Annotated in this window: 19 protein-coding genes; 15 read left to right on the plus strand and 4 right to left on the minus strand. The window is 70.2% G+C overall.

Annotation, left to right across the window (positions count from 1 at the left end):
* The first annotated feature begins 1 nt into the window (after position 1).
* The 10 genes from F788_RS0107075 (at position 2) to F788_RS0107120 (ending at position 8,618) form a co-directional block, all read left to right on the plus strand.
* Positions 2 to 328, plus strand: a complete 327-nt coding sequence (locus F788_RS0107075) for a hypothetical protein (RefSeq protein WP_019021846.1) — start codon at positions 2 to 4, stop codon at positions 326 to 328.
* Positions 325 to 1,218, plus strand: coding sequence for a hypothetical protein (locus tag F788_RS0107080; protein WP_019021845.1), 894 nt, complete (start codon positions 325 to 327; stop codon positions 1,216 to 1,218). Before F788_RS0107075 ends, F788_RS0107080 begins: the two co-directional genes overlap by 4 nt.
* Positions 1,208 to 1,828 (plus strand): LolA-related protein, encoded by a 621-nt coding sequence (locus F788_RS0107085; RefSeq protein WP_019021844.1) that lies wholly within the window; start codon positions 1,208 to 1,210, stop codon positions 1,826 to 1,828. Before F788_RS0107080 ends, F788_RS0107085 begins: the two co-directional genes overlap by 11 nt.
* A 6-nt stretch (positions 1,829 to 1,834) precedes the next feature.
* Positions 1,835 to 4,258, plus strand: coding sequence for an MMPL family transporter (locus F788_RS0107090; RefSeq protein WP_019589717.1), 2,424 nt, complete (start codon positions 1,835 to 1,837; stop codon positions 4,256 to 4,258).
* Positions 4,255 to 5,445 carry a beta-ketoacyl-ACP synthase gene (locus F788_RS0107095; protein WP_019589718.1) on the plus strand — a complete coding sequence of 397 codons (1,191 nt, stop codon included), beginning with the start codon at positions 4,255 to 4,257 and terminating at the stop codon, positions 5,443 to 5,445. Before F788_RS0107090 ends, F788_RS0107095 begins: the two co-directional genes overlap by 4 nt.
* Entirely contained in the window at positions 5,442 to 6,230 is a 789-nt protein-coding gene (locus F788_RS0107100; protein WP_038030589.1) for a beta-ketoacyl synthase chain length factor, read from the plus strand. The genes F788_RS0107095 and F788_RS0107100 overlap by 4 nt, the downstream gene beginning before the upstream one ends.
* A complete protein-coding gene (locus F788_RS0107105) occupies positions 6,227 to 6,667 on the plus strand; it encodes a hypothetical protein (RefSeq protein ID WP_019569687.1) in 441 nt (146 codons plus the stop codon). The genes F788_RS0107100 and F788_RS0107105 overlap by 4 nt, the downstream gene beginning before the upstream one ends.
* Complete coding sequence (gene fabG, locus F788_RS0107110) at positions 6,664 to 7,386, plus strand: 3-oxoacyl-ACP reductase FabG (RefSeq protein WP_019589719.1); 723 nt, start codon at positions 6,664 to 6,666, stop codon at positions 7,384 to 7,386. The genes F788_RS0107105 and fabG overlap by 4 nt, the downstream gene beginning before the upstream one ends.
* A gap of 19 nt (positions 7,387 to 7,405) precedes the next feature.
* Positions 7,406 to 8,161 (plus strand): glycosyltransferase family 2 protein, encoded by a 756-nt coding sequence (locus tag F788_RS0107115; protein ID WP_019589720.1) that lies wholly within the window; start codon positions 7,406 to 7,408, stop codon positions 8,159 to 8,161.
* A gap of 61 nt (positions 8,162 to 8,222) precedes the next feature.
* Positions 8,223 to 8,618 (plus strand): hypothetical protein, encoded by a 396-nt coding sequence (locus tag F788_RS0107120; protein ID WP_019021837.1) that lies wholly within the window; start codon positions 8,223 to 8,225, stop codon positions 8,616 to 8,618.
* Between the two features lie 56 nt (positions 8,619 to 8,674).
* Here F788_RS0107120 and F788_RS0107125 read toward each other — a convergent pair whose 3' ends face one another.
* Positions 8,675 to 9,169 (minus strand): YhcB family protein, encoded by a 495-nt coding sequence (locus tag F788_RS0107125; RefSeq protein WP_019569684.1) that lies wholly within the window; start codon positions 9,167 to 9,169, stop codon positions 8,675 to 8,677.
* Positions 9,170 to 9,322: 153 nt separating this feature from the next.
* Between F788_RS0107125 and F788_RS0107130 the strand changes: the two genes are divergently transcribed.
* Both F788_RS0107130 and F788_RS0107135 read left to right on the plus strand, forming a co-directional pair.
* Positions 9,323 to 9,874, plus strand: a complete 552-nt coding sequence (locus F788_RS0107130; RefSeq protein ID WP_019589721.1) for a hypothetical protein — start codon at positions 9,323 to 9,325, stop codon at positions 9,872 to 9,874.
* Between the two features lie 19 nt (positions 9,875 to 9,893).
* Positions 9,894 to 10,547, plus strand: a complete 654-nt coding sequence (locus tag F788_RS0107135) for a DUF2459 domain-containing protein (RefSeq protein ID WP_018870265.1) — start codon at positions 9,894 to 9,896, stop codon at positions 10,545 to 10,547.
* A 22-nt stretch (positions 10,548 to 10,569) separates the two neighbouring features.
* Here F788_RS0107135 and dacB read toward each other — a convergent pair whose 3' ends face one another.
* From dacB to F788_RS0107150, 3 genes are all read right to left on the minus strand, one after another.
* On the minus strand, positions 10,570 to 12,015 hold the full coding sequence (gene dacB / locus F788_RS0107140) for a D-alanyl-D-alanine carboxypeptidase/D-alanyl-D-alanine-endopeptidase (RefSeq protein WP_019589722.1): 1,446 nt from the start codon (positions 12,013 to 12,015) through the stop codon (positions 10,570 to 10,572).
* A 104-nt stretch (positions 12,016 to 12,119) separates the two neighbouring features.
* Complete coding sequence (locus F788_RS0107145; RefSeq protein ID WP_019589723.1) at positions 12,120 to 14,555, minus strand: EAL domain-containing protein; 2,436 nt, start codon at positions 14,553 to 14,555, stop codon at positions 12,120 to 12,122.
* A 180-nt stretch (positions 14,556 to 14,735) separates the two neighbouring features.
* Positions 14,736 to 15,311, minus strand: a complete 576-nt coding sequence (locus F788_RS0107150; protein ID WP_019589724.1) for an RNA ligase partner protein — start codon at positions 15,309 to 15,311, stop codon at positions 14,736 to 14,738.
* A gap of 233 nt (positions 15,312 to 15,544) precedes the next feature.
* On the opposite strand from F788_RS0107150, the gene F788_RS0107155 reads away from it, so the two are divergent.
* The 3 genes from F788_RS0107155 to F788_RS0107165 are packed head-to-tail and all read left to right on the plus strand — an operon-like array spanning position 15,545 to position 19,497.
* Positions 15,545 to 17,419, plus strand: a complete 1,875-nt coding sequence (locus F788_RS0107155) for a DUF294 nucleotidyltransferase-like domain-containing protein (protein ID WP_019589725.1) — start codon at positions 15,545 to 15,547, stop codon at positions 17,417 to 17,419.
* Positions 17,420 to 17,459: 40 nt separating this feature from the next.
* On the plus strand, positions 17,460 to 17,720 hold the full coding sequence (locus tag F788_RS0107160; RefSeq protein WP_019589726.1) for a DUF4212 domain-containing protein: 261 nt from the start codon (positions 17,460 to 17,462) through the stop codon (positions 17,718 to 17,720).
* A gap of 7 nt (positions 17,721 to 17,727) precedes the next feature.
* Entirely contained in the window at positions 17,728 to 19,497 is a 1,770-nt protein-coding gene (locus tag F788_RS0107165) for a sodium:solute symporter family protein (protein WP_019589727.1), read from the plus strand.
* Positions 19,498 to 19,577: the final 80 nt, after the last annotated feature.

The raw sequence follows: 19,577 nt of genomic DNA on the forward strand, positions 1-19,577 counted from the left end.
AATGACCGGCCTGACCAGCCGGCCGCGCCGCATCCCGGAGGACCATCCGGCCCTTCCGGGGCATTTCCCCGGCAACCCGGTGGTACCGGGCGTGATGATCCTGGAACAGGTCGCGGCGGCCGCGGAGGAGCTGGGCCTGACCGCTCCCGCGCGTTTTCCGCAGATCAAATTCGTCGCGCCGCTGCCTCCCGAGACCGCGTTCCGGGTGGAGATCGACGAACCCGGGCGCCGCGGGACCCGTGCCTTCCGCTGCATCCGTGACGACGGCTCCGATACGCTGCTGTGCGCGGGGCAGCTGGACCCCGAACCGCCGGCCGACCCGTCATGAGCGGGGACTGGCGCGCTCAGGAAGAACGCGGCAGTCCCCTCGCCCTGCGCATCATCCTGTGGGTCGCGCTGCGCCTGGGCCGGCCGGCCGGGCGCCTGCTGCTGTACCCCATCACCGCCTATTTCCTGTTGCTGGCACCGCGCGCACGGCGGCACAGCCGGCAGTATCTGCGGCGGGTGCTGGGGCATCCGCCGCGCGTGCGCGATGTCGCCCGCCACCTGCACAGCTTCGCCGCAGTGATCCTCGACCGGGTGTTCCTGCTCGCCGGGCGCGAGCAGGCCCTGGACATCCGCGTGCATGGCGCCGACATCTTCCACCAGGCACTGGACTCCGGGGACGGCGCGATCCTGCTGGGGGCCCATCTGGGCAGTTTCGAGGCCCTGCGGGCCCTGGCCGTGGGCCATCACGACTTCCCCGTCCGGGTCCTGATGGACGCCGACCACAACCAGGTCATCACCCGGCTGCTGGATTCGCTCAACCCCGAGGTCGCGCGCAGCGTGATCCCGCTGGGGCGTACCGACACCCTGATCCGCGCCCGCGAGGCGGTGGAACGCGGCGAAATGGTGGGCATGCTGGGCGATCGGGTGGTGGAAAACGATCGCACGGTGGAGTGCGAATTTCTCGGCGACCGCGCGGTCTTCCCCATGGGGCCGATGCTGCTGGCCACGGTGCTGAAGGTGCCGGTGATCCTGTGTTTCGGCCTGTATCGCGGCGGCAACCGCTACGATATCGTCTTCGAACACTTTGCCGACGCGATCGAGGCGCCGCGGGCACACCGCGACGCGGTGCTGCAGGACTGGACCTGCCACTATGCCCGGCGCCTGGAGGCCCATGTGCGGGACGCCCCGTGGAACTGGTTCAACTTCTATGATTTCTGGCATGACGACTGACCACCACCGCACCCGCGGGCCCGCCCGGCTCGCATGGCTGGCCCTGCTGCCCCTGCTGTGGCTGCCGCTGCCGGCCGCCGCTGACACCCTGGATGCGATCCTCGCGGCCCTCAGCCTCGACGCCCCCGCGGAGATGGCCTTTCGCGAGGTCCGCCAGGACCCCATGCTGCAGTCGGAGGACCGCCAGAGCGGCCGCATCGCCTTCGAGCCTCCGGACACCCTGATCCGCGAGACCGACGGCCGCCGCGGCGAGCACGTGCGCATCGAGGGCCGCGAGCTGACCCTGACCCGCGGCGATGCGGTGCGCGAGATCCGTCTGGACGAACAACCCGGACTGGAGGCCTTCGCAGGGCTGTTCCGCAGCCTGCTGCAGGGCGACCGCGAGGCCCTGGAAGCGGGCTTCGAGGTCGAACTGGACGGCGATCTCGACGCCTGGGAACTGGAGCTGCGCCCGCGCGACCGCGCGCTGCGCCGGGCGATCATCGAGATCACCATCCGCGGCCGCGAAGGCGAGATCCGGCGCATGGACACCTGGGAATCCGGCAACCGCACCAGCCGCATGCATTTCGAAGCACCGGCATCCGGCGACCCGTCCAGCGAACGCGACTGACCACGCATGTCGTCCCTCCCCTCGCGTGCCGCGGTCACGCTGTGGCTGGCCGGTCTGCTGATCGCGGCCCTGGTCCTGGCCCTGCGCGGCGAGATGGCCACCGATCTCGGACGCTTCATGCCCGACCCCGGCGCCGAGGCCGGACTGCCGCTGGACGTCGACGGCGGACCGGGAGCCCGCCAGCTGTTGCTGGCCATCGAGGGCGGCGATGCCGCACGGCGCGCCGCGGCCTCCGACGGACTCGCCGACGCCCTGCGCGGGGACCCGGCGGTCGCCGGCGTCCACAACGGACGCGGCGATTTCGACCCCGAGGCGCTGGAGGCGATCCTCGACCTGCGCTACCTGCTGAGCCCGGCGGTCACCCCCGAGCGCTTCTCCCGGGAGCACCTGGACAGCGCGTTCGCCGAGCGCCGCGACGACCTCTCCAGCGCGGTGCCGGCGATGCCGCGCGAGCTGATCCCGCGCGACCCCACCGGCGAACTGCTGGAACTGGGCGAGCGCCTGCGCGACCCGTTCGGCGACGCGACCCGCGGCGAACACGGCGTATGGACCGACCCGGCCGGCGAGCGGGCCCTGCTGGTCGTGCGCATCGCGCCGGCGGCCGAAGGCCTGGAGGAGCAGACCGGGCTGCTGCAGCGCGTCGAACAGGAATTCGCGGCCCTGGAGGACGCCGACCTGCGCCTGCTGCAGGCCGGGCCACCCGCGATCGCGGTGGAATCGCGCGAGCGCATCCGAGCCGAGGTCACCGCCTTCAGCCTCGCCGCCTCGCTGGCGCTGGCGGTGCTCTTGCTGGTGGTTTTCCGCCACCCCCATCCGGTGTGGCTGGCGGCGATCCCGCTGGGCAGCGGGATCCTCGCCGGGGCGGCCATGGTCACGCTGGTCTTCGGCCATCTGCACGGGATCGCGCTGGCCTTCGGCATCACCGTGCTGGGGGTCGCGCTGGACTACCCCCTGCATCTGTTCGCGCACACCGGCCGCCGGGGGGCCGCAAGGGTCGCCGGCGAACTGTGGCCCGCACTGGTGCTGGGTGCCGGCTCCACCGCACTGGTCTACGCGCTGATGGCCGCGACCTCGTTCCCCGGCATGGCCCAGCTGGGCCTGTTCGTACTGACCGGTATCCTGGTCGCCGCCGCGGTCACCCGCTGGGTCCTGCCGGCGCTGCTGCCACGCGGCGCACGCGAACGGGGCCTGCCGGAACCGCGACTGCCCCTGCCCTCGCTGCGGCCACGCGGACAGCGAGCGGGTCTCGGTCTGCTGCTGGTGGCGGTGCTCGCGGCGCTGGCCGTGCTTTTGAGCCGCGACCCCTTCCCGTGGAACGACCAGCTGACCGCGCTGAACCCGGTCCCCGAGGAGGCCATCGCCCTGGATCGCGAACTGCGCGACGCCCTCGGCCTGCCGGACGTGCGCCATCTGGTGCTGATCCGGGGAAAATCCGCCGACGCCGTGCTGCAGGCCGCGCACGCGCTGGACGAACCGCTGGAGGCGCTGCGCGACGCGGGGGCGATCACCGGTTTCGACCATCCCGCGCAGATACTCCCGGATACCGCGACCCAGCGCGAACGCCAGGCGGCCCTGCCCGAGCGCGACACCCTGGCCGAACACGTGGAACGGGCGGTGCGGGACCACGGCTTTCAGGCCGAGGCCTTCACGCCGTTTCTCGATGACGTGGAACGCAGTCGCGAGATGGACCCGGTGACCCCCGCCAGCCTGCCCGACGGGCCGCTGCGCCAGGCGCTGGAACCGCTGCTGCTGGCCCCGGGCGAACATTCGGCGGCGGGCCATGAACGGGCCTGGATCGGACAGGTGCTGCTGCGCGGTCTGAGCGACGCCGACGCCGTCAGCGGGCATATCGACCGCCACAATGCGGCCACCGGTATCCAGGTCGAACTGGTCGACCTGCGCGCCACCACCGAGGCCATGGTCGCGGATTTTCGCACGGCGGCCCTGACCCGCCTGGCCCTGGCCGCGCTGGCGGTCACCGCCCTGCTGTGGCTGCTGACGCGCGATCCCGGGCGCAGCCTGCGCATCGTGACCGCGGTCGCCGCCGGTCTGCTGCTGACCACCGCCAGTCTGCTGCTGCTCGGGATCGAGCTGACCCTGTTCCACCTGATCGCATTGATGCTGGTGATCGGGCTGGGGCTGGACTACGCGGTATTCCTGGGCCGCCCGGGCGCCATGGAGCCGGACGAGGCCCGGCGCACCCGCCGTTCGGTGACCCTGTGCGCCCTGTCCACCGGTCTGGTGTTCGCCCTGCTGGCCCTGTCCAGCCTGCCGGTGCTGCGCGCCCTGGGTCTCACCGTGGCCCTGGGCGTGGTATTTTCCTACGTGGCGGCCCTGTTGCTGGCCCGTCCCGTGAACCCGCCCCCGACGCTCGAGGCCCCCGGCCCCGGGCCGGGGTTGTTGCGCTCGAGGATCAAACCGTCTCCATGAATGCCCTGGCCATTACCGCCCACACCCAGACCAGCGCCGCCGGCACCGGCAACGCCGCGGGCGCGGCCGCGCTGCGCGCGGGCCGCAGTGGCCTGCGGCGCTGCGACCTGCCCGACGTGGATCTGGAGACCTTCATCGGCCGCGTCCAGGGCCTGGAAGATCACCCGCTGGAGGGCGAGCTGGCGCCGTTCGACTGCCGCAACAACCGCCTGGCCGAACTCGCCCTGCAGCAGGACGGCTTCCTCGACGCGGTCGCCAGCGCGGTGCGGCGCCACGGCGCCGACCGGGTCGCGGTGCTGCTGGGCACCAGCACCTCGGGGATCGCGGCCACCGAGGAGGCCTATCGCCGGCGCGATCCTGAGACCGGCGCCCTGCCCCCCGACTACGACTACCGCCACACCCAGAACATGTATTCGCTGGCGGACTACGTGGCCACGCGCCTCGGTCTGAGCGGGCCCGCCATGGTGGTCTCCACCGCCTGCTCCTCCAGCGCCAAGGTGTTCGCCGATGCCTGGCGTCATCTGCGGGCGGGGGTCTGCGACGCGGCCATCGTCGGCGGGGTTGACTCGCTGTGCGGGATGACCCTGTACGGCTTCAACGCCCTGCAGCTGGTGGCGCCCGAGCCCTGCACCCCGCTGGACCGGCAAAGGCGCGGGATCTCCATCGGCGAGGCGGCGGGCTTCTTCCTGCTGGAACGCGCGGAGGATGCCCCGGCGGATGCCCCGCGCCTGACCGGCCACGGCGAATCCAGCGACGCCCACCACATGTCCGCGCCCCACCCGGAAGGCGCGGGCGCAGCGCGGGCCATGCGCGAGGCCCTGCAGTGCGCCGGATGTGCGGGCACCGACGTGGACTACGTGCTGATGCACGCCACCGCGACCCCCGCCAACGACCGCTCGGAGGCCCGCGCGCTGGCCGACGTCCTCGGCCCGCAGGCGCGCTGTGCCGGCACCAAGGGCCTGACGGGACATACCCTGGGCGCGGCCGGCGCGGTGGGCGCCGCCCAGGCCCTGGCCAGTCTGGGCGGCGGCTTCGTGCCCGGCACCGCCGGACTGACCGACCCGGACCCCGAACTGGGTCTGGATGCGCGCGCGGCCAGCGAAGAACGCCCGGTGCGCCGGGTGCTGCTCAACGCCTTCGGTTTCGGGGGCAACAACTGCTCACTGCTGCTGGAGGCCCCGTGCTGAATCCCGTCGGCATCCACGCGGTCGGGCTGATCGGGCCCGGGCTGGCGGATTTCCCGTCGGCACGCGAGATCCTGTCCGGACGCCGGGAACACGTGCATGCGCCGGTGCAGATCCCGCCCACCAGCCTGCTTCCGGCCAACGAACGCCGCCGCACCACACAGACCATCCGCCTGGCCCTGCATGCGGCCGAGGAGGCCAGCGAGGGTGGCGACCGCACGTCCATGCGCAGCGTGTTCGCCTCCTCCAGTGGCGACATGGACATCATCGACCGCATCTGCGAGACCCTGACCCAGCCGGACCCGGCGGTCTCGCCCATGCAGTTCCACAACTCGGTGCACAACGCCCCGGCCGGCAACTGGTCCATCGCCACCCGAAACCCGGCCCCGGCCACCGCCCTGTCCGGCTTTACCGGCACGGTGGCCGCCGGGCTGCTGGAGGCGGTCACCCTGCAGCTGGCCGAGGGCGGCGAGGTCCTGGTGGTCTCCTACGACGTCCCGTCCATGGAGCTGTTCCGCACGGTCCGACCGGTTACCGAGAATTTTGCCTTCGGCCTGCGCCTGGGGCCGGTCGCGGGCGCGCAGTGGCAGCTGCGCCTGGACCCCGGGGGGAACGGTCCCGAGACCCCGTGCCGGGCGCCGGCGCTGGAAGCCCTGCGTGCCACCAACCCCGCGGCCCGGGCCCTGCCCCTGCTGGAACGTCTGGCCGGCGCCCACCACGACGCAGTGGTCCTGGAAGCCCCCGCCGGGCGGGTACTCGGGCTGCACGTGGAGGAAACCACGCCATGATCCTGGACGCCGCCGCCATCCGCGAGCGCCTGCCGCATGCCGGCGCGATGAGCCTGCTGGACGAGGTCGTCGCCCACGATGCCGACCGCATCCACTGTCGCGCCCGTTCGCACCGTGATCCGGACAACCCGCTGCGCAGCGAACCCGGCCTGCACGCCCTCGCCGCGCTGGAATACGGCGCCCAGGCGATGGCCGTGCACGGCAGTCTGGGCGCGGCGGACGCCGCGGCGCCGCGGGCCGGCTATCTGGCCGCGGTGCGCGACCTGCGCATCCACGCGCGGCGCCTGGACACCATCGAAACCGCACTGGACATCCACGCCGAGCGGGTGATGGCCGACGCCCGCAGCTCGATCTACGATCTCGCCGTGGAAGCCGCCGGCGAACCGCTGCTGGCGGCCCGCGCCACGGTCATCCTGGAACCCGGAGAAACCCCATGACGCGACGCGCACTCGTCACCGGCGGCAGCGGCGCCATCGGCGCGGCCATCGCCCGGGATCTCGCCGCCGCCGGCTGCGAGGTCTTCGTCCATGCCAACCGCAACACCGCGGCCGCCTCGAACGTCGTCGAAGAAATCCGCGCCGACGGCGGCCGGGCCGAGGTGCTGGGCTTCGACATCACCGACGCCGAGGCCACCCGCGCGGCACTGGAGGCCGAAATCGAACGCGGCCCGTTCCAGATCCTGGTGCACAACGCCGGGGTCCACGACGATGCCCCGCTGGCGGGCATGACGCCGGAACAGTGGCGCCGGCCACTGGAGGTCTCGCTGCACGGCTTCTACAACGTGGTGCAGCCGGCGCTGCTGCCGATGATCACCACCCGCTGGGGCCGGGTCATCGCCGTCACCTCGGTGGCCGGGGTCACCGGGAACCGCGGCCAGGCCAACTACGCCGCGGCCAAGGCCGGCCTGCACGGGGCGATCAAGTCGCTGGCTCAGGAGGTCGCGAGTCGCGGCATCACCGCCAACGCGGTCGCGCCCGGGATCGTCGAGAGCCCGATGAGCGAATCCGCATTCGATGCCGACACCATCCGCCGCATGGTGCCCATGCGCCGCGCCGGCGAGCCCGCCGAGGTCGCCGGGCTGGTGGGCTACCTCGCCTCCGAGGCTGCCGACTACGTGTCCGGGCAGGTCATCGGCATCAACGGCGCCCTGGCCTGATGCCCCGGCCCCCGCAGCCATGACCGCCCCCGTCGTGTTCGCCGTGATCCCGGCCCACAACGAGGCCGCAACCATCGAGGCGGTGACCGCCGCCACGCGGGCGCAGGTCGACCGGGTACTGGTGGTGGACGACGGCTCCGCCGACGACACCGCCACCCTGGCGGCCACCCATGCCGAGGTCCTGCGCCTGGAACCCAACCGCGGCAAGGCCGGTGCCCTGTGGGCCGGGATGCAGCAGGCGGTGGCCGAGGGCGCCGACGCGGTCGTCACCCTGGACGGCGACGGCCAGCACGACGCCACGGAAATCCCGGCACTGATCGCCGCCTGGCGGGAACACCCCCGACACCTGATCCTCGGTGCCCGGCTGAAGGAACGCGAACGCACCCCGCCGCTGCGCCTGTTCGGCAACCGGGTCGCGGATTTCTGGATCGGCTGGGCCTCGGCGCAGCCGCTGCGCGATTCGCAGTCGGGCTTTCGCCTGTACCCCGCCGATCTGCTGCGGCAGATGCGCATCCCCCACGGGCACGGCCGCTCGTTCGTGTTCGAGAGCGAGGCGCTGATCGCGGCCGAACGGCATGGCTTTCCGGCGCGTCTGGTGCCGGTGCGCTGCATCTATCCCGAGGATCGCCGCCCCAGCCATTTCCGCCCGGCGGCCGATACCCTGCGCATCATCTTCATGGTCGCCGGTCACCTGCTGCGCCGCGGAATGCGCCCGCTCGGACTGTGGCGCTCGCTGCGCCGGCCGGAAACGGCGCCGACCGTGGAAAACAGCTGACCGGAACTCTACACTCGGGTGTCGTTGCGTCGCACACCGGAGAACTGGAGGGAACCGCACCATGCACTACAAGACCCTGCTCATCGTCGTCGTCACCAGCCTGTTCCTGGTGGCCGGCTGCCGCGGCACCGCCCCGGTGCATAACGTCAGCGACACCACCATCACCAATGCGCAGGGCGAGCGTCCCGATGCCGAAGTGATGTCGCAGGCCATTCGCGATGCGGGTGCCCGGCTCGGCTGGCGCATGGAGGAGGTCGAACCGGGCGTGATGGAAGGGGCGATCCGCGTGCGCGATCACACCGCCGTGGTGGAGATCCCGTATTCCGCCGGGCAATACCGCATCGACTACAAGGACAGCACGAACCTCAACCACACCAACGGCGAGATCCACCCGAACTACAACCGCTGGATCGAGAACCTGGACAACCAGATCCGGGCCGAGCTGTCGCGCCGGTAGCCCGGGATCCGCACGGGTCGATTCCGGGGCTGGACCGCGAGCGGCTCAATCGGGGCTCAATCGGGGCGCGGGCGTTCCGGATCGGAGCGGCGCTCGCGCTGCCCGGCCTCTTCGGGATCGGAGGCATCGGACAGGCGTCCGGACTCCTGCGGGTCCCGGTCGCCCGACTCCGAAGATTCGCCGCCGCCCTGACCGGGATCGAAATCGCGCTGGTGGGTATTCGCCAGCATCTTGCCCGCCCGATCCTCCAGGCGTTCGCGGGTGGGCTTGTCGGCCAGCTCCTCGGCGCTCTGCGCCAGATGATGGTAGAGGTCCCGGTAGGTGCCCGCCATGCTGGCGAACAGCGTGGCCGTGCGATCGAAATGATCGTTCACCTGGGAACGGTAGCGCGTGAGCTCCTGCATGCGCTGGTCCAGCTCTTCTTCCAGCTGACGGATCAGCTTGCGTTCGTCGCTGGTCACCCGGCCGACCCAGAAGCCGACCAGCGCCGCCACCACGATCGCCAAGATGCCGAGGGCCACCCACAGCCCGACTGCCGTCTGTTCTTCCACCGCTGTCACCTTTTTTCGCTCCGGCGTGCCGCCGGCGTTGCTTCCGGAGCCCCGGGCCTTTCCCCGGAGCGTCCCGGGGCCATTGTGCCCCACGCTCCATGGGAACGCACATGCTACCCTCGCACAAACCCCCGGAAAGCAAGGATTCCCACGATGCAGGATTCGCCGCGCGCGCAGCAGATCCGGCAGGCCCATGCCACGCTGATCCATCTGGTGGTGCAGGCCTGCCAGAACCCGCAGAGCCGGCAGGAGCTGGAGCCCGTCCTGGAACAGGCGATCCAGGGCGGCTGGACGGACCTGGTCGCCCGCATCCGTCAGGTGCTGGACGGCCAGCGCGACCCGTCTCTTTTGAACGGTCTGGACGAGGAAGACAGCGCCATTCTTTCGTCCATTCTCACCGGCCTGCAGGACCCGGCCACACTGCCGGATCCGAACCAGACCGCCGATGCCGCGCAGGCCGCGCCGGGGCTGGCGCAGATGATCCACGGAGCATCCCGCGGCGATCCGCAGTCGCTGCACTGGCTGTCGCAGATGGCCGAACAGATGACCCGCGCGGGCGGCGACATGGCGCGTCTGGGCGGCATCACCAAGCGCCTGGTGGATGGCGAACGCGATCCGGAGGTGCTGTGTCAGGGCATGGGTCCGCAGGGCGAGAGCCTGGTGCAGTCCATCCTGAACGAGCTGGGCAAGCTGGAACGTCACTGACGGAAACCGCGAGCCATCGATGCCCCGGCCCGCTGTCCCGTACCTCCGCGTCCCCCGGACCGTTTTCCTGGTCCTGCTGGTCGTGGCGTTCGCCGGCTGCGCACCGGTACAGGTGCAGCCGCCTCCCGATCCGGAACCCGCGACGCAGGTGCTGATCATCGACCATGGACGACACAGCAGTCTGCTGCTGCCGGACGCCGACGGCCGGCACTGGCTGCGTTATTCCTACGGGGACTGGCGGTTCTATGCGGAACGCCGTACCGGGCCCTTCAGCGCGCTGGCCGCACTGGCCTGGCCGACCCGGGCCGCGCTGGGACGCCAGGTCCTGACCGGCGAGGCCCCGCAGGCCGCCCTCCGACGCGACCTGCGAGTCCCGGTACGCGAGGTGCACACCCTCACGGTGGATGCCGACGAGACCGCCGCCCTGCGGGAGGATCTGGAAGCGCTGTGGCGACGCGGCCAGGACGACCGCCGCGAAATGGCGGTTTGGGACATGGCCTTCGTCGAGCACCCGACCCGGTACAGCCTGCGCCACAACTCCAACCGCATGATCGCGTTGTGGCTGGCCGAACTGGAGGTTCGGGTATCACGGCCACCGATCCTGTCGCGCTGGCAGGTGTGTCCGGTGCCCCCGGGGAACGCCACGGAAGACGACGGCGCACCGGACTGCTGACCGGGCGCCCCGGGCGTACCGGTTACAGCGCGCGTACCCAGCCGAGTACGGCCTCCTGCAGGCTGCGTCCCGGCCCGATATGGGCGCGCGGATCGTTCACCAGCAGAACCACGCGAACGTCATCCCCGCTCTTTGTACGCACGTAGCCGGCCACCGCGGAGACCTCGCGCAGGTGTCCGGTCTTCAGATGCATGTGGCCGCGTTCGGCGCCGTTGTTGAAGCGGTTGCGCAGGGTGCCGTCGATCCCGGCCAGAGCCAGCGAGGACTGGAACTCGGGCCGCAGCGGATGCTCCCATCCGGCCCGGAGAATCTGCCCCAGCTGGTACGGCGACATGCGCGCGTCGCGCGACAGGCCGGAGCCATTGTCCACCCGCATGCCGCCGGGGTTCACGCCCAGCTCGCGCAGGGCTTCCATCAGCGCCTGGCGCGAATAATCCATGGTCGCCGGAGCCCCGTGACGCTCGGCACCCAGGGTCAGCATCAGATGCCGGGTCATCACGTTGGAGCTCCACTTGTTGGAGACCCGGATCAGGTCCGCCAGCGGCCGCGAGCGATGCGTCACCAGGGGCTCCTGCTGCAGGGGCGTCATGCGCCCCGGACGGATCTCGCCGTCCAGCTCCCCGCCCCATTGCGACCAGTGCAGACGGAACAGCCCGGCGTGATTGCGTTCGGGCTCGGTCACCGAACGCAGCAACTCGTATTCCCCGCAATGCACGGGATACTCGCCGGTCAGCGTCAGGCGACCGTTGGCGCGGTCGGCATCGATCTCGATCCCGCGCTGAAAATCGCCGCACCGCCCGCGCCCGGGGCGCAGCCGGTTGTCGATCTCCACGTCCGGCAGCGGGGGATCCAGGCTGACCCGGACGGTCTCGCCGTTGCGCCCGGGCCGCACGCGGATGCGCTGGGCGTTGGAGTTCACGTGCAGGGCGTACACGCCCTGGTTATAGGCCCGCAGCGGCTGCCCGTTGAACACGGAAGGATCCTGCGGCCCCACGTCGAAATGCGAGGCGTCCAGGATCACGTCGCCGGCGATGCGTTCCACGCCGGCCTGACGCAGCTGCCCGAGCATGCGCCAGTGCTCCTCGTTGACCATGCCGGGGTCGCCGGTGCCGCGTACCACCAGGTCGCCCTCCAGCACCCCGTCGCGCAGCTCGCCGACGGCCCACAGCTCGGTCTTCCAGGTGTAGTCCGGCCCCAGCTGATCCAGCGCCGCCAGTGAGGTCGCCAGCTTGAGCGTGGAGGCCGGGTTGAAGAGACGATCGGCATTCAACTGGGCGAGCACCTGGTCGTCTCCGGCGCGCTCCACCCACAGGCCCACCGAGCGGGGCGACAGCCCCTGCTCCTCGATCGCGGCCTTGAGCGCCCCGGGCAGGCGTTCGAATTCGGCTGCGGCCGGGACGGAGGACATCAGCAGCAGGCACAACGCGCCCCACAGCACACGGACTGGATGGTTCATCGACGCGGCCATCACTCTCAGGGAAATCGGGATCCCCAGTATTCGCCGCCACGCGCGCGCTGGCAAGCCTCCCGACGGCGGGCATGCCCGATGCCCGGCCCGCCGGGACGCGGGATTCAGACGAGCGCCGGCGCGCGAGCGCCGGCGCTCCGCGTACGGCTGCGCAGGGCCAGCAACCCGGCCAGATTGATGTCGCCCACCAGCGCCCCGGCGGCATCGGGCAGCGGGATCGCCAGGGTCACACAGAAATCCTCGGAGGCCGAGGACAGATAGATGTCGGAGACAAACGGCTGGCCGCGGCCCACGGTTTCGTGGAAGTACGTCCGGGTGGAGCGGTCGACCCCCATGCCGCCGGTCTGGATGCGCCCGCGCATCTCCGGATTGACCCAGTTGGCGTAGCGCTGGTGCCCCTGACCATCCAGCTCGTAGACCAGTTCGAAATAGGGATGCTCGCGAAACCACGCGTCGAGATCATGCCCGCCCTGCCCGCGCGGACCGCGGGCAACCCGTTCCAGGGCCGCCACCGCCTGTTCCTGCCAGGAATCATCGTCGCCGTCGCGCACCGGCTCCACCGGCAGGCAGCGCGGCGGGTCACCGTCCAGCACGATCACGGAGCCCGAGTGGCACTTGGCCTCCTTTTTCAGCGCAGCGGCCCGTTCCGACAGCGCCACGCTGTCCATGCCCGCATCGGGGGCGGGCAGGACGACCACCGCGGACAGATTCGCCACCGGGAAGCACGAACCGTCGTCGCCGGTGAAGAACCCGCGTTCGAGGTCCTGGCGGTCGTAGAGATGGCCGCACAGCTGATCGAAGCTGAGCGCCAGTTCGTGCAGCCGGTTGAGCCATACCTCCGCGGCGGCCGGTCCCGCCACCATGAAGTCGTCGCCCCCGATATGGCCGAGGTCGCATTCGCCGTGATCGCCGAACGCCGCGCGCAAGCACTCTGCCAGAAGTTTGATCATCGCGTCGCCGCGCACGAAGCCGTAGCGATCGTTAAAGGCCTTGAAGTTGTCGAGGTCGATGTACAGCAGCGCCTGAGGCTGCCCGGCCAGGCGCCGCTTTTCCAGCAGGCCCCGCAGTGCCGGCCCGGTGGACAACCCGGTCAGCGGATGGCTGCCCTCGTCGGTCCCCTGCTTCAGGGCTTGCTCCAGCAGCTGCCACGGCTGGATCACCCCGGTCAGCTGGCCGTGATCGTCCACCACTACCCACGGGTCGTGCACCTCGCGGCAATGGAACAGCCGCCACAGGATCTGGCGCACCGGCACGTGCCCGCGCAGCACGTTGCACAGCGGACGCACCAGGCGACCGATGCCGGCATGGTCGCGCGACGGCGGTTCGCGCAGGAAGCGGTCGCGGGCGATGAAGCCCAGCGGCCGCCCCTCGCCCACCACCAGCAGATGGCCCATGTCGCCGTGGCAGCGGAACATCTCGCGCACCCGCGCGCGATCCGCCTCGATCGGCAGGGTCGGCACCCGGGTCACGTAGTCCATCAGCCGCATCTCGCCCGCCTCTCCGGCGGGGTTGCCGGCCTCCGGACGCGGTGGCAGCGGGGCCGGCTCCACCGGCACCGACGCCGGGTGCCCGATCAGGAAGCCCTGCGCGAAATGCACCCCCAGATCACGGCACAGCTCGAGATCGCGTTCGCTCTCCAGACCCTCGGCCACGGTGGCGCAACCGAGCCGACGGGCCATCGCGATCAGGGTCTCCAGCATCACCGAGCGCACCCGGGACCCGTGCGCCTCGTGCACCAGCCCGCGGTCCAGCTTGATGAAATCCGGGCGCAGGCTGGCCAGCAGGGCGAGGCCGTTATAGCCGGTACCGAGATCGTCCAGGGCGATGCGGAACCCCAGCCCGCGCAGGGTATCGCAGGCCGCCGACATCGCGTCGATGTCCTCGACGTGATCGCTCTCCACGATCTCGATCACCACGTCTTCCGGCGCCACGCCCAGCCGCCGCAGGCAGGACAGCGACGGATGCCGGTGCAGATCGGTCCCCAGCAGGGACTGCGGCAGGGCATTGATGAATATCGGCGTGCCCGCCGGCAGCATCTCGGCCTTGCGCGCCAGGGCACGGATCTGACAGGCCTGTTCCAGGTCATCCAGGCAACGGGCCCGGCGCGCCAGGGCGAAGGTTTCGGCCCCGCCCAGCAGACCGCGTTCCGGATGGCGCGCCCGGCACAGCATCTCGTAACCGTACACCTCGCCCTGGCGGGCGAGATCCACGATGGGCTGGAAATGGGACTCGACCACGCCGGCCAGCGGGCCGAGGATCCACGGCTCGTGCAGACGCGCATGCATCACCGCCAGCGGTTCGAGCTGGTCCAGCGAGGCCAGCGACAGACCGGCGGCCGGATCCCCGGTGGACCACAGCCCCAGACAGTCCTCCAGCCGCTCCTCCGGGGTCTCCAGCACGATCGCCTCGACCAGGTCGGCCAGGTCCATCCGATCCGGCAGCGGGAAACACCAGATCTGCGGGCTCTCGGGGGACAGGGGATGCCCCCAGCGGGTCCAGTCACGCGGCGCACGACCGCCCTGAATACGTACCACCAGCATGTATTGTTCCGGGTCTTGAGGGTTGCGACCCGGGGTCCCAGCAATTCCCGGACCAGTGCCCTGCCCGGACCCGATTCCCGATACGCCGCGGCCACGGCGGGGCGGTCGACAACCATTGCCCCTTCACGGGGCAGGCCCCGCCCCGCCACGGGGCATGCAGGGGGCCGGCGGGGCGGGATGTCAGTGACCGGCCAGGTTCTCCATCACCCCGGCGAGGTATTCGGCGGTCACCAGCTTGACCCCCATGCGATTGCCCAGCTTGCGCATGCCCTGGTCGGCGGTCGCCAGTTCGGCATCCAGTTCCATCGCCAGAAGCACCGCGTCCACGTCCTCGCGCGAGTCCACCAGGCCCTTGCGCATCGCCTCGCGAAAGCGCTCGCGCAGCTGGGTGATCAGTTCCGGGCGCAGGGTGTCCGCCGCGCCGGCCTCGCGGGTGTGCTCCTCGGCGATGCGCAGGCCGCGGTCGATGCGGGTGCGCACCTCGTCGATGAACTCGTAGAGGATGTCGCTGGGCAGGGTCAGCGCGAAGCGGCGCGGCGAGCGCACCCAGACCACGGTCTCGAAATCCGCGGCCAGCGGCTCGAGGTCGCGCATGGTGCGGAATTCCTCGTAGACCGACAGCGGCATGTAGAACTCCGCGCTGCAGTCGCGCGCGAGCCGGAGAAACTGCTGCAGGACCGCCTCGGGGGTCTCGCCGAACTGCGCCGAGACGTGCGGGTTGGTGAAGACGCTGGTGTCCAGCACGAAGCGGCGCATGGGGACCTTCCGGTGGCTGTGGGACGGGCTCCCATCATCGATACCCCCCGCGAGGGGGTCAACCGGGGTGTTACGCCGCGGCGTTACGGGCCGTTACGCGGCGTAACGAAGGGTGTTACGCCGCGTAACACCCGCCACCCCTTCTGCGTCACAAACCCCTGTTTTTAAAGGCCTGGAATCACTGGCCCGCGACTTGCAACGGGCGCGGGACGCCGATTCCCGCAGCCGACACGATGTCCGACGCCCTCGACAGCACCCGCGAGTTCCTGCACGCCCACGCGCCCTTCGACCAGCTCGAGGCCGAGGCGCTGGAATTCGTGTTGCCGCGCCTGCAGACGCGCTTCTACGAACAGGGGGCGCGCATCACCGACCCGGAAGCGGGCCCGGCGCAGCGCTTCCACATCATCCGTCAGGGACGCATCCGCGGGGAGAGCCCGAGCGAGGACGAACAGCTCTCCGGCAACGCCTGGGAGCTGATCCCCGGCGAATGCTTCCCGATCGGGGCCCTGCTCGGCCGGCGCGCGGTGCATACCGTGCATCGCGCGGCGGAGGACACCCTGTGCCTGGAACTGAGCCTGGAGGATTTCGACCGCCTGCGGGCCCGCTCGCGGGTATTCAACGACTTCTGCACGCGGCGTCTGGCCAACCTGCTGGACCGCCTGCATCAGGGCCTCGACAGCCTCGCCAGTCATGACGCGGCCGGCGGAGGCCAGCTGAACACCCCGCTGGCACTGCGCCTGGCGCGCGAACCGGTCACCTGCCGCCCGGACACCCCGCTGCGCGAGGCCCTGAGCACCATGCGCGACCAGCGCGTGGGCTCGATCGTCGCGGTAAATGCCGAACATGCACCGGTGGGCATCTTCACCCTGCACGACCTGCTCAACCGCGTGGCGCTGGAAGGGGTCGGGCTGGATACGCCGGTGCGCGCGGTGATGACCGCGGACCCGGTCGCGCTGGAGGAGAACGCCCCGGGCTTCGAGGGCATCGAGGCGATGACCGAGCACGGGATGACCCACCTGTGCGTGGTCCGCGACGGCCGCCTGACCGGGGTGCTGGGCGAACGCGACCTGCTCACCCGCCAGCCGCTGACCCTCGACGGGCTGGTGCGCGAGATCCGCCAGGCGACCGCGGTCGACGAGATCGCCGGGCGCCTGCGCCAGGTCCCGCGGCTGGTGGAGGCGGTGATCACCCAGGGCGCCGAGGCGGACCAGGTCCTGCGCCTGATCACTCGCCTGAACGAACACGCGACCCGCCGGGTGCTGGCCCTGCTGCGCCCGCAGTACGACATCGAGGGCATCGATTTCACCTGGCTGGCGTTCGGCTCGCAGGCGCGCGAGGAACAGGCGCTGATCACCGACCAGGACAACGGCATCCTGTTCGATGCCGAGCCGGGCGACGAGGACGCGATCCGCGCGCGCCTGCTGCCCTGGGCGCAGGCCGTCAACCGGGCGCTGGCCGAATGCGGTTTCACCCTGTGTCCCGGCAACATCATGGCCGGCAATCCGGAGTGCTGCCTCAGCGGTCCGGAATGGGAAGCCCGATTCACCCGCTGGATCGAACAGGGCACCCCGGAACACCTGCTCAAGAGCACCATCTTCTTCGACCTGCGCGCGGTGGACGGCGACGCCTCGCCGGTGGAGGCACTGCGCACCTTCCTGCTGCAGAAGACCGCCTACAACTCGCGCTTTCGCCGGCAGATGGCGGCCAACCAGCAGGGCTTCCGGCCGCCGCTGGGCCTGTTCGGCGAGATCCGCGCCGGTGCCGAGGGGATCGACGTGAAGAAACAGGGCCTGACCCCGTTCGTGGACGGCGCGCGGGTGATCGCGCTGGCCGCCGAGCTGCCGGCCACCGGCAGCCACGAGCGCATGGATCAGGCGGTCAGTGCCGAGGCCATGCGCCCCGGCGACGCCGCCGACTATCACGCGGCCCTGCGCTATCTGCAGATGCTGCGCCTGCGGGCGCAGCAGAAGGCCCTGCGCGAGGGCCGCGAGGACGACAGCCGCATCCGGCCGGAAGAACTGGGCGCCCTGGAGGGACGGGTGCTCAAGGAATCCTTCCGCCAGGCCCGCAAGCTGCAGGGGCAGCTTGCGGTGCAGTACCAGCTGTGAGGCCACCACAACCAATACCTACGAAAAGAGGAGCAACACCATGTCGCAAGACCTCAGTCGCGAGGCGTACTGGAAGGCGAATCTTCGCCTTCTGGCGATCTGCCTCGGCATCTGGTTCTTCGTGTCGTTCGTGCTCGGCATCCTGCTCGCGGCGCCGCTGAACAACTTTCACCTGGGCGGGTATCCGCTGGGCTTCTGGTTCGCCCAGCAGGGCTCGATCTACACCTTCATCGTCCTGATCTTCGTTTATGCCTGGCGCATGAACGTGCTGGACCGCAAGTTCAACGTCGACGAGGAGTAATCCGGCCATGGATCAACAGACTCTCAGCCTGATCGTGGTCGGCATCACCTTCGCGATCTACATCGGCATCGCGATCTGGGCCCGCGCCGGCTCGACCAGCGAATTCTACGTGGCGGGCAAGGGTGTCCACCCGGTCGCCAACGGCATGGCCACCGCGGCCGACTGGATGTCCGCGGCCAGCTTCATCTCCATGGCCGGCCTGATCGCCTTCCTCGGCTTCACCGGGGGTGCCTATCTGATGGGCTGGACCGGCGGCTACGTGCTGATGGCCCTGCTGCTGGCCCCCTATCTGCGCAAGTTCGGCAAGTTCACGGTGCCGGAATTCATCGGCGACCGGTTCTACTCCAAGCCGGCCCGCGTGGTGGCCGTGATCTCGCTGCTGGCCATGTCCATCACCTACGTGATCGGGCAGATGCGCGGCGTGGGGATCGCCTTCTCCAACATCCTCGAGGTGCAACTGGAAGTGGGCCTGGTCGCCGGGATGGCGGTGGTGTTCATCTACGCCGTGCTCGGCGGGATGAAGGGCATCACCTACACCCAGATCGCGCAGTACGTGATCATGATCTTCGCCTACACGGTGCCGGCGATCTTCATTGCGATCACCCTGACCGGCAACCCGCTTCCGCAGCTGGGCCTGGGGTCGACCCTGCAGGGCTCCGACACCTACCTGCTGGAAGCCCTGGACAACACCATGGTGGAACTGGGCTTCACCCAGTACACCGCCACCGAAGGCGGCATGAGCATGCTCAACATGTTCCTGCTGACCCTGGCGCTGATGATCGGGACCGCGGGCCTGCCGCACGTGATCATCCGCTTCTTCACCGTCCCGCGCGTGCGGGATGCGCGCAAGTCGGCCGGCTGGGCGCTGGTCTTCATCGGCATCCTGTACACCACCGCCCCGGCAGTGGGTGCGATGGCCATCTGGAACCTGGTCAACACCGTGCATCCGGGCGAGATCGGCACCGAGGAAGGCCACCTGGCCTTTGATGACAAGCCGGCCTGGATGGAGCGCTGGGAACAGACCGGCCTGCTGGAGTTCGAGGACAAGAACGACGACGGCGTGATCCAGTACTACAACGACGAGAACGAAGAATTCGCCGCCATGGCCGAGGAGGAATACGGCTGGGAAGGCAGCGAGATCGTCGAGCTGGACCGCGACATCATGGTGCTGGCCAACCCCGAGATCGCCGGTCTGCCGGGCTGGGTCATCGCCCTGGTGGCGGCCGGGGGGATCGCGGCAGCGCTGTCCACCGCGGCCGGGTTGCTGCTGGCGATCTCGTCGGCCATCTCGCATGACCTGCTCAAGGGGGTCTTCACGCCGAAGATCAGCGAGAAGCGCGAGCTGCTGGCCGGACGCATCGCGATGGCCGTCGCCATCCTGTTCGCCGGCTATCTCGGGCTCAATCCACCGGGCTTCGCCGCCGAGGTGGTGGCACTGGCCTTCGGACTCGCGGCCGCCTCGCTGTTCCCGACCCTGATGATGGGCATCTTCATGAAGAAGATGAACCGCGAAGGCGCGATCACCGGCATGCTGGTGGGTCTGGTGACCACCCTGCTGTACATCTTCATGTACAAGGGCTGGTTCTTCTTCCCCGAGACCGCCATGCTGCCGGACACGCCGGAGGGCTGGATCCTGGGGATCAACCCGTCCAGCTTCGGCCCCATCGGCGCGGCCCTGAACTTCATCACCGCCTTCATCGTGATGAAGATGACCGCTCCGCCGCCGAAGGACATCCAGGACCTGGTGGAAAGCGTGCGCGTGCCGCGCGCCGACTGATCCACTCCCGGGTGCGCCCGGAACTGCCCCCGGGATCATCGCTGGATGGTCCCGGGGCAGTCGCGGGTCCGGCCACCCCG

This window comes from Thioalkalivibrio sp. ALE10 (assembly GCF_000381385.1).
GTDB lineage: Bacteria > Pseudomonadota > Gammaproteobacteria > Ectothiorhodospirales > Ectothiorhodospiraceae > Thioalkalivibrio.

Excerpts from the sequence above, each read along its gene's own strand:
- F788_RS0107085 (WP_019021844.1), top strand. The coding sequence starts at position 1,208 with ATGACGACTGACCACCACCGCACCCGCGGGCCCGCCCGGCTCGCATGG.
- F788_RS0107090 (WP_019589717.1), top strand. The coding sequence starts at position 1,835 with ATGTCGTCCCTCCCCTCGCGTGCCGCGGTCACGCTGTGGCTGGCCGGT.
- F788_RS0107080 (WP_019021845.1), top strand. The coding sequence starts at position 325 with ATGAGCGGGGACTGGCGCGCTCAGGAAGAACGCGGCAGTCCCCTCGCC.
- F788_RS0107095 (WP_019589718.1), top strand. The coding sequence starts at position 4,255 with ATGAATGCCCTGGCCATTACCGCCCACACCCAGACCAGCGCCGCCGGC.
- F788_RS0107075 (WP_019021846.1), top strand. The coding sequence starts at position 2 with ATGACCGGCCTGACCAGCCGGCCGCGCCGCATCCCGGAGGACCATCCG.
- fabG (WP_019589719.1), top strand. The coding sequence starts at position 6,664 with ATGACGCGACGCGCACTCGTCACCGGCGGCAGCGGCGCCATCGGCGCG.
- F788_RS0107165 (WP_019589727.1), top strand. The coding sequence starts at position 17,728 with ATGGATCAACAGACTCTCAGCCTGATCGTGGTCGGCATCACCTTCGCG.
- F788_RS0107150 (WP_019589724.1), bottom strand. The coding sequence starts at position 15,311 with ATGCGCCGCTTCGTGCTGGACACCAGCGTCTTCACCAACCCGCACGTC.
- F788_RS0107115 (WP_019589720.1), top strand. The coding sequence starts at position 7,406 with ATGACCGCCCCCGTCGTGTTCGCCGTGATCCCGGCCCACAACGAGGCC.
- F788_RS0107120 (WP_019021837.1), top strand. The coding sequence starts at position 8,223 with ATGCACTACAAGACCCTGCTCATCGTCGTCGTCACCAGCCTGTTCCTG.
- dacB (WP_019589722.1), bottom strand. The coding sequence starts at position 12,015 with ATGGCCGCGTCGATGAACCATCCAGTCCGTGTGCTGTGGGGCGCGTTG.
- F788_RS0107160 (WP_019589726.1), top strand. The coding sequence starts at position 17,460 with ATGTCGCAAGACCTCAGTCGCGAGGCGTACTGGAAGGCGAATCTTCGC.
- F788_RS0107135 (WP_018870265.1), top strand. The coding sequence starts at position 9,894 with ATGCCCCGGCCCGCTGTCCCGTACCTCCGCGTCCCCCGGACCGTTTTC.
- F788_RS0107105 (WP_019569687.1), top strand. The coding sequence starts at position 6,227 with ATGATCCTGGACGCCGCCGCCATCCGCGAGCGCCTGCCGCATGCCGGC.
- F788_RS0107145 (WP_019589723.1), bottom strand. The coding sequence starts at position 14,555 with ATGCTGGTGGTACGTATTCAGGGCGGTCGTGCGCCGCGTGACTGGACC.
- F788_RS0107155 (WP_019589725.1), top strand. The coding sequence starts at position 15,545 with ATGTCCGACGCCCTCGACAGCACCCGCGAGTTCCTGCACGCCCACGCG.
- F788_RS0107130 (WP_019589721.1), top strand. The coding sequence starts at position 9,323 with ATGCAGGATTCGCCGCGCGCGCAGCAGATCCGGCAGGCCCATGCCACG.